Raw genomic sequence first — 8,031 nt, forward strand, 5'->3', positions numbered from 1 at the left:
CTCGTGACGAGCGGGAGCGGGCCTCCGGACAACTGCCGGTGACGGCCCCTCAGGAAGAGGCCGGCGGGTAGAGATCGCGGGGCAGCCGGGAGGCCGCCGCCGCGTCGAGCAGCCAGAGCGTCCGGGCGCGGCCGTACGCGCCCGCCGCCGGAGCCTGGATCTCTCCCGCGCCGGACAGGGCGATGGCCGCGGCCTCCGCCTTGTCCTCGCCCGCCGCGAGCAGCCACACCTCGCGCGCGGCCCGGATGGCCGGGAGCGTGAGGGTGACCCGGGTGGGCGGCGGCTTGGGGGCGCCGTGCACACCGACGACGGTGCGCTCGGTCTCCCGTACCGCGGGCAGCTCCGGGAAGAGCGAGGCGACATGGGTGTCCGGTCCGACGCCCAGCATCAGCACGTCGAACGTCGGGACCGGCCCGTGGTCCTCCGGGCGTGCGGCTGCGGCGAGTTCGGCGGCGTAGCCCGCGGCGGCCGCGTCCACGTCGTTCCCGAACGGACCGTCCGACGCCGGCATCGGGTGCACCCGTGCCGGGTCCAGGGCGACCGCGTCCAGCAGGGCCTCACGGGCCTGCGTGACGTTGCGCTCCGGGTCGCCGTCCGGCTCGAACCGCTCGTCGCCCCACCACAGGTCGAGCCGCGACCAGTCGATCGCGTCCCGGGCGGGCGCGGCGGCGAGCGCGGCCAGCAGGCCGTTGCCGTTGCGCCCGCCGGTCAGCACCACCGAGGCGTATCCGCGAGCGGCCTGGGCGTCCACGATCTTCGTGATCAGCCGGGCCGCCGCGGCCTGCGCCATCAGCTCCTTGTCGCGGTGCACGACCAGTTGAGGGGCACTCACTTGGACGCCGCCTTCTTGGCCGGAGCGGCCTTCTTCGCGGGGGCGGCCTTCGGCTTCCCGGCATCCGGAGCGTCGCCCCCGGCGGCATCCGCCGCGGGAGCGGCGGGGGTGGCCGCCGCGACCTCGCCGGCACCGCTCAGGTTCTCGACACCGAACTTCACCGTCGTCGCGTAGGTGTTGTCCGGGTCGAGGCGCCGCAGCTCCTCCGCCAGCAGCTCGGCGGTGTCACGCCGCTTGAGCGCCACGCCGCGGTCGGGCTGACCGGTCATCGAGAGGGTGGCCAGTGAGCCGTCCGCACGGTCGAGAACGATCGGGCCGTTCTTCGTCTCCATGCGGACCGCGGTCAGGCCGGGGCCCTGGGAGGGCGTACGCCCCACCGGGACGCCGAGCCGGTCCGCCAGCCACATCGCGAGCAGCTCGCAGCTCGGGTTGTCCGCCTCGCCCTCGACGGTCGCCGAGACGACCTCGGCGGACTGCTGGTCCAGGGCGGCGGCCAGCATCGAACGCCACGGCGTGATGCGGGTCCACGCCAGGTCCGTGTCGCCGGGCTCGTACGTCGCCGCGCGGACGGCCAGCCCGTCGAGCGGGTGCTCGGCGGAGCCGGTGTCCGTGATGCGGCGCTGGGCGAGCGCGCCGAGCGGGTCCTTCGCCGGGTCGGCCGGGGCGTCCTCGGCCCACCACACCACGACCGGGGCGTCCGGCAGCAGCAGCGGCAGGACCACCGACTGGGCGTGGTTGGCGAGTTCGCCGTGGAGACGCAGGACGACCGTCTCACCGGTGCCCGAGTCGGAACCGACCCGGATCTCGGCGTCGAGACGCGCGTCGCGACGGCTGCGCGGCGAGCGGCTGACCCGCTTGATCACCGCGATGATCCGCGAGGGGTGCTCGCGGGAGGAGTCGCTCGCCGCCTTGAGGGCGTCGTAGGCGTTCTCCTCGTCCGTGACGACGACCAGTGTGAGCACCATGCCGATGGCAGGGGTGCCGATGGCACGGCGGGCCGAGATCAGCGCGTTGTTGATCTTGCTGGACGTGGTTTCCGTGAGATCGATCTTCATGGCCGGCGCCAGCTCCGTCCGTCGCGTGCGAGCATCTCGTCAGCCTCGGCCGGACCCCAGGTGCCGGCCGGGTACTGCGCGGGCTTGCCGTGCTTGTCCCAGTACTCCTCGATCGGGTCGAGGATGTTCCAGGAGAGCTCGACCTCCTGGTGGCGGGGGAAGAGGTTGGCGTCACCGAGCAGCACATCGAGGATGAGCCGCTCGTACGCCTCCGGGCTGGACTCGGTGAAGGACTCGCCGTAGGCGAAGTCCATCGTGACGTCCCGGACCTCCATGGAGGTTCCCGGCACCTTCGAGCCGAACCGCACCGTCACACCCTCGTCCGGCTGGACGCGGATGACCAGGGCGTTGCCGCCCAGCTCCTCCGTCGCGCCGGACTCGAAGGGGAGGTACGGGGCGCGCTTGAAGACGACCGCGATCTCCGTGACGCGGCGGCCGAGGCGCTTACCGGTGCGGAGGTAGAACGGGACGCCCGCCCAGCGGCGGTTGTTGACCGTCAGCTTGATCGCCGCGAAGGTGTCGGTCGTCGACTTGGGGTCGATGCCGTCCTCTTCGAGGTAGCCGAGGACTTCCTCGCCGCCCTGCCAGGCGTGGCTGTACTGGCCGCGCACGGTGTGCTTGCCCAGGTCCTCGGGCAGCTCGACGGCGGTGAGCACCTTGAGCTTCTCCGCGACCAGCGCCTTCGGGTGGAAGGAGCCGGGCTCCTCCATCGCGGTGAGCGCCAGCAGCTGGAGCAGGTGGTTCTGGATGACGTCACGGGCTGCGCCGATGCCGTCGTAGTACCCGGCCCGGCCGCCGATGCCGATGTCCTCGGCCATGGTGATCTGGACGTGGTCGACGTACGACCGGTTCCAGATCGGCTCGAACATCGTGTTGGCGAAGCGGAGCGCCAGGATGTTCTGGACGGTCTCCTTGCCCAGGTAGTGGTCGATGCGGAAGACCTCGTTGGGCGGGAAGACGTCGTGCACGAGCTGGTTCAGCTCCTGCGCGCTCTCCAGGTCGTGCCCGAACGGCTTCTCGATGACGGCGCGGCGCCAGGCGCCCTCCGTCTGCTCCGCGAGACCGTGCTTCTTGAGCTGCTCGACGACCTTGGGGAAGAACTTCGGCGGCACGGACAGGTAGAAGGCGAAGTTGCCTCCGGTGCCCTGCGCCTTGTTGAGTTCGTCGATCGTCTCCTTGAGAGTCTCGAACGCCTCGTCGTCGTCGAAGTTGCCGGGCACGAACCGCATGCCCTGGCTCAGCTGCTGCCAGACCTCCTCGCGGAAGGGGGTGCGGGAGTGCTCTTTGACGGCGTCGTGGACGACCTGGGCGAAGTCCTCGTCCTCCCAGTCGCGGCGCGCGAAGCCGATGAGCGAGAAGCCCGGCGGCAGCAGGCCGCGATTGGCCAGGTCGTAAACGGCGGGCATGAGCTTTTTTCTGGACAAATCGCCCGTGACACCGAAGATGACCAGGCCCGACGGCCCCGCGATGCGCGGGAGCCGTCGGTCCTGGGGGTCACGAAGCGGGTTTGCTCCGGGAACACCAGACAAAGTGGTCAGCCCTCCGAAGGAGCGAGGCGCGCGAGCTCCGCCTCGGTCGACTTGAGCAGGTCGTTCCAGGCGGCCTCGAACTTCTCGACACCCTCGGACTCCAGCAGCGCCACGACCTCGTCGTAGCTCACGCCGAGCTTCTTGATGGCGTCGAGGTCGGCACGCGCCTGGTCGTAACCGCCGGCGACCGTGTTGCCGGTGATCTCACCGTGGTCGGCCACGGCCTCCAGGGTCGCCTCCGGCATGGTGTTGACCGTGTTCGGGGCGACGAGCTCGTCGACGTACAGGGTGTCCTTGAGGGACGGGTCCTTGACACCGGTCGAGGCCCACAGCGGGCGCTGCTTGTTGGCCTGCGCCTTGTCCAGGGCGGCCCAGCGGTCGGAAGAGAAGATCTCCTCGTACGCCTCGTACGCCAGACGGGCGTTGGCCAGGGCGGACTTGCCCTTGGCGGCCTTGGCCTCGTCGCTGCCGACGGCGTCCAGACGCTTGTCGATCTCGGCGTCCACGCGGGACACGAAGAAGGAGGCGACCGAGTGGATCTTCGACAGGTCCAGGCCCGCGGCCTTCGCCTGCTCCAGACCGGTGACGTAGGCGTCCACGACCTCGCGGTAGCGCTCCAGCGAGAAGATCAGCGTCACGTTGACGCTGATGCCCTTCGCGATGACCTCGGTGATCGCCGGCAGACCGGCCTTCGTCGCCGGGATCTTGATGAGGGTGTTCGGCCGGTCCACGAGCCAGGCCAGCTGCTTGGCCTCGGCGACGGTCGGCACGGTGTGGTGGGCCAGGCGCGGGTCGACCTCGATGGAGACCCGGCCGTCCTGGCCGTCGGTGGCGTCGAACACCGGACGCAGGATGTCGGCGGCGTCACGGACGTCCGCCGTCGTGATCATGCGGATGGCTTCCTCGACGGTGACCTTGCGGGACGCGAGGTCGGTGAGCTGCTGCTCGTAACCGTCGCCCGAGGAGATCGCCTTCTGGAAGATCGACGGGTTGGTCGTGACACCGACGACGTGGCTCTGGTCGATCAGCTCGGCGAGGTTGCCGGACGTGATGCGCTTGCGGGACAGGTCGTCGAGCCAGATCGCGACGCCTTCGTCGGAAAGGCGCTTCAGTGCGTCTGTCATGGAATTTACATCTCCTACTGGATCGTATGTCTGCGTCAGCGCGCGGCGGCGTCGAGAGATTCCCGGGCGGCGGCGACCACGTGCTCGGGGGTGAACCCGAACTCGCGGAACAGCACCTTCGCGTCGGCCGAGGCACCGAAGTGCTCCAGCGACACGATGCGGCCCGCGTCACCCACGTACCGGTACCAGGTCAGGCCGATGCCCGCCTCGACGGCGACCCGGGCCTTGACGGCCTTCGGCAGGACGCTCTCGCGGTACTCCGGGGTCTGCTCCTCGAACCACTCGACGCACGGCATCGAGACGACCCGGGTCGGCACACCGGCCGCCTGGAGCTGCTCGCGCGCCTCGACGGCGAGGTGGACCTCGGAACCGGTGCCGATGAGGACGACCTGCGGCTCGCCGCCGTCCGCCTCGAACAGCACGTAGCCGCCCTTGGCCGCGTCGTCGTTCGCCTCGTACACCGGCACGCCCTGGCGGGTCAGCGCCAGACCGTGCGGGGCGCCCTTGCCGAACACCTTGGTCCAGCGGCGCTGGATCTCGCGCCAGGCGATGGCGGTCTCGTTGGCGTCGGCCGGGCGCACGACGTTCAGGCCCGGGATGGCGCGCAGCGAGGCGATGTGCTCGACCGGCTGGTGCGTCGGGCCGTCCTCGCCCAGACCGATGGAGTCGTGGGTCCAGACGTACGTCACCGGCACGTGCATCAGCGCGGACAGGCGGACGGCGTTGCGCATGTAGTCGGAGAACACCAGGAAGGTGCCGCCGTAGACGCGGGTGTTGCCGTGCAGCGCGATGCCGTTCATCTCCGCGGCCATGGAGTGCTCGCGGATGCCGAAGTGGATCGTGCGGCCGTACGGGTTCGCCTCGGGCAGCGGGTTGCCGACCGGGAGGAACGACGACGTCTTGTCGATCGTCGTGTTGTTCGAGCCGGCGAGGTCGGCGGAGCCGCCCCACAGCTCGGGGATGACCTCACCGAGGGCCTGGAGCACCTTGCCGGACGCGGCGCGGGTGGCCACGGAGGTGCCGGTCTCGAAGACGGGGAGCTTCTCCTCCCAGCCCTCGGGCAGCTCGCCCGCGTTGATGCGGTCGAACTCGGCGGCACGCTCCGGGTTGGCGGTGCGCCAGGCGGCGAAGGACTTCTCCCACGCGGCCTTGGCGTCGCGGCCGCGGTCCAGCGCCTCACGGGTGTGCGCGATGACCTCGTCGGAGACCTCGAAGGTCTTCTCCGGGTCGAAGCCGAGGACCTTCTTGGTCGCGGCGACCTCGTCGGCGCCGAGCGCCGAACCGTGCGCGGCCTCGGTGTTCTGGGCGTGCGGGGCGGGCCAGGCGATGATCGAGCGGGCCGCGATGAACGACGGGCGCTCCGTCTCGGCCTTGGCGGCCAGCAGCGCCTTGTACAGACCCGCCGGGTCCAGGTCGCCGTTGGGCTGCTGCTCGACGCGCTGGACGTGCCAGCCGTACGCCTCGTACCGCTTCAGGGTGTCCTCGGAGACCGCGGTCTCCGTGTCGCCCTCGATCGAGATGTGGTTGTCGTCCCAGAGCAGCGTCAGGTTGCCGAGCTTCTGGTGCCCGGCCATCGAGGACGCCTCGGCGGAGATGCCCTCCTGGAGGCAGCCGTCACCGGCGATGACCCAGATGTCGTGGTCGAAGGGCGAGGTGCCCGGGGCCGCGTCCGGGTCGAACAGGCCGCGCTCGTAGCGGGCGGCCATGGCCATGCCGACGGCGTTGGCGACACCCTGGCCCAGCGGGCCGGTGGTGGTCTCGACGCCCGTGGTGTGGCCGTACTCCGGGTGGCCCGGGGTCTTCGAGCCCCAGGTGCGGAAGGACTTCAGGTCGTCCAGCTCCAGGCCGTAACCGGCCAGGTAGAGCTGGATGTACAGGGTCAGGCTGGAGTGGCCCGCGGACAGCACGAAACGGTCGCGGCCCGTCCAGTCGGCGTCGGCGGGGTCGTGCCGCATCACCTTCTGGAAGAGCGTGTACGCGGCCGGAGCCAGGCTCATCGCCGTGCCCGGGTGGCCGTTTCCGACCTTCTGTACGGCATCGGCCGCGAGGACGCGTGCAGTGTCCACGGCCCGCTGGTCCAATTCGGTCCACTGAAGGTCTGTGGTGGTCGGCTTGGTGCTCACCCTGAGTCAGGGCTCCTCTCCACTGTTCGGGAAACCGGGGGCTGGTGACCGCACCGGACAATGTTGAGCCTACCCCTGTGACAACAAGGGATTTCCGGTTGGATTCCAGGGTGCGCGGCATCGGCGGAGTTCGCCTTCCGTATGAGCGGGACGGCTCACTATTGGGCTTCTCCAATGAGCGTGACCTGGTACTTCTGTGCTTCTCGGCCGAGAGGAGGGCCGCTCGTCCGAGCCGCCTCGGGCGGGGCGCTCGAAAGGGTGTCGCAGCCGCTCGGACGCGCCACCCCAACACGAGTCCACCCCCGCGAAGGGCGGCCTGTCCCCAACGTCTACAGTGGTCTGGTTCGCGCAAGTCTTTACCGGGCCCTCACACCCGGTGCTTGCTGGGATTTCTCTGTCAGGGGTGTGCGTGACGGCCGTCGAGTCCCGACCCGCAGGGGTCGCCTTGACTCCGAGCCCAGGGGGCCATCGCCCGTTCGGGGCCCGCATCAAGGCATTCGTGGCGCTGACGAAGCCGCGGATCATCGAGCTGTTGCTCATCACCACCGTTCCGGTGATGTTCCTGGCCGCTCAGGGTGTGCCCGACCTGTGGCTCGTTCTCGCTACCACCGTCGGCGGATACATCTCCGCGGGCGGTGCCAATGCGCTCAACATGTACATCGACCGCGACATCGACGCGTTGATGGACCGTACGTCGCAGCGCCCGCTGGTCACCGGAATGGTGAGCCCGCGCGAGTGCCTGGCCTTCGGGATCGCCCTCGGGGTCGTCTCGACCGTCTGGTTCGGGCTGCTGGTCAACTGGCTCTCCGCGGCGCTCAGCCTCGGCGCGCTCCTCTTCTACGTCGTCGTCTACACGATGCTGCTGAAGCGGCGCACCGCGCAGAACATCGTCTGGGGCGGGATCGCCGGCTGCATGCCGGTCCTCATCGGCTGGTCGTCGGTGACGAACTCGGTCTCCTGGGCCGCGGTCATCCTCTTCGCGGTCATCTTCTTCTGGACGCCCCCGCACTACTGGCCGCTGTCCATGAAGGTGAAGGACGACTACGCCCGCGTCGGCGTCCCGATGCTGCCGGTGGTCGCCACGAACCGGGTGGTCGCCCGCCAGATCGTCATCTACAGCTGGGTGATGGTCGCGGTCTCGCTGCTGTTGACCCCGCTCGGTTACACGGGCTGGTTCTACACCGCGGTGGCGCTGCTCTCCGGCGGCTTCTGGCTCTGGGAGGCGCACGGCCTGCAGAACCGGGCCAAGGCCGGCATCGCCGGCGCGAAGCTGAAGGAGATGCGGCTGTTCCACTGGTCCATCACCTACGTCTCGCTCCTCTTCGTCGCCGTCGCGGTGGACCCCTTCCTCCGCTGACCCTCCAGACG

General features: G+C 69.9%; 6 protein-coding genes. 1 reads left to right on the forward strand and 5 read right to left on the reverse strand.

The window, feature by feature from the left end:
* Window positions 1–49: 49 nt before the first annotated feature.
* From pgl to tkt, 5 genes are read right to left on the reverse strand one after another with little or no spacing between them, the layout of a single operon-like run.
* Window positions 50–832: a 6-phosphogluconolactonase gene (pgl, locus tag ACFWEP_RS27710; RefSeq protein WP_387373949.1), complete on the reverse strand. Its 783-nt coding sequence runs from the start codon at window positions 830–832 to the stop codon at window positions 50–52.
* Window positions 829–1,887: a glucose-6-phosphate dehydrogenase assembly protein OpcA gene (gene opcA, locus ACFWEP_RS27715; protein WP_387373951.1), complete on the reverse strand. Its 1,059-nt coding sequence runs from the start codon at window positions 1,885–1,887 to the stop codon at window positions 829–831. Before opcA ends, pgl begins: the two co-directional genes overlap by 4 nt.
* A complete protein-coding gene (gene zwf, locus ACFWEP_RS27720) occupies window positions 1,884–3,416 on the reverse strand; it encodes a glucose-6-phosphate dehydrogenase (RefSeq protein ID WP_387373953.1) in 1,533 nt (510 codons plus the stop codon). Before zwf ends, opcA begins: the two co-directional genes overlap by 4 nt.
* Before the next feature lie 5 nt (window positions 3,417–3,421).
* Window positions 3,422–4,540: a transaldolase gene (gene tal, locus ACFWEP_RS27725; protein ID WP_387373954.1), complete on the reverse strand. Its 1,119-nt coding sequence runs from the start codon at window positions 4,538–4,540 to the stop codon at window positions 3,422–3,424.
* Between the two features lie 35 nt (window positions 4,541–4,575).
* The gene (tkt, locus tag ACFWEP_RS27730; RefSeq protein ID WP_387373956.1) at window positions 4,576–6,663 is read right to left on the reverse strand and encodes a transketolase; all 2,088 of its coding nucleotides are present in this window, start codon (window positions 6,661–6,663) and stop codon (window positions 4,576–4,578) included.
* A gap of 403 nt (window positions 6,664–7,066) precedes the next feature.
* Between tkt and ACFWEP_RS27735 the strand changes: the two genes are divergently transcribed.
* Window positions 7,067–8,020, forward strand: coding sequence for a heme o synthase (locus ACFWEP_RS27735; protein ID WP_387373958.1), 954 nt, complete (start codon window positions 7,067–7,069; stop codon window positions 8,018–8,020).
* The last annotated feature ends 11 nt before the right edge of the window (window positions 8,021–8,031 follow it).

This window comes from Streptomyces sp. NPDC060198 (assembly GCF_042728415.1).
Classification (GTDB): Bacteria; Actinomycetota; Actinomycetes; order Streptomycetales; family Streptomycetaceae; genus Streptomyces.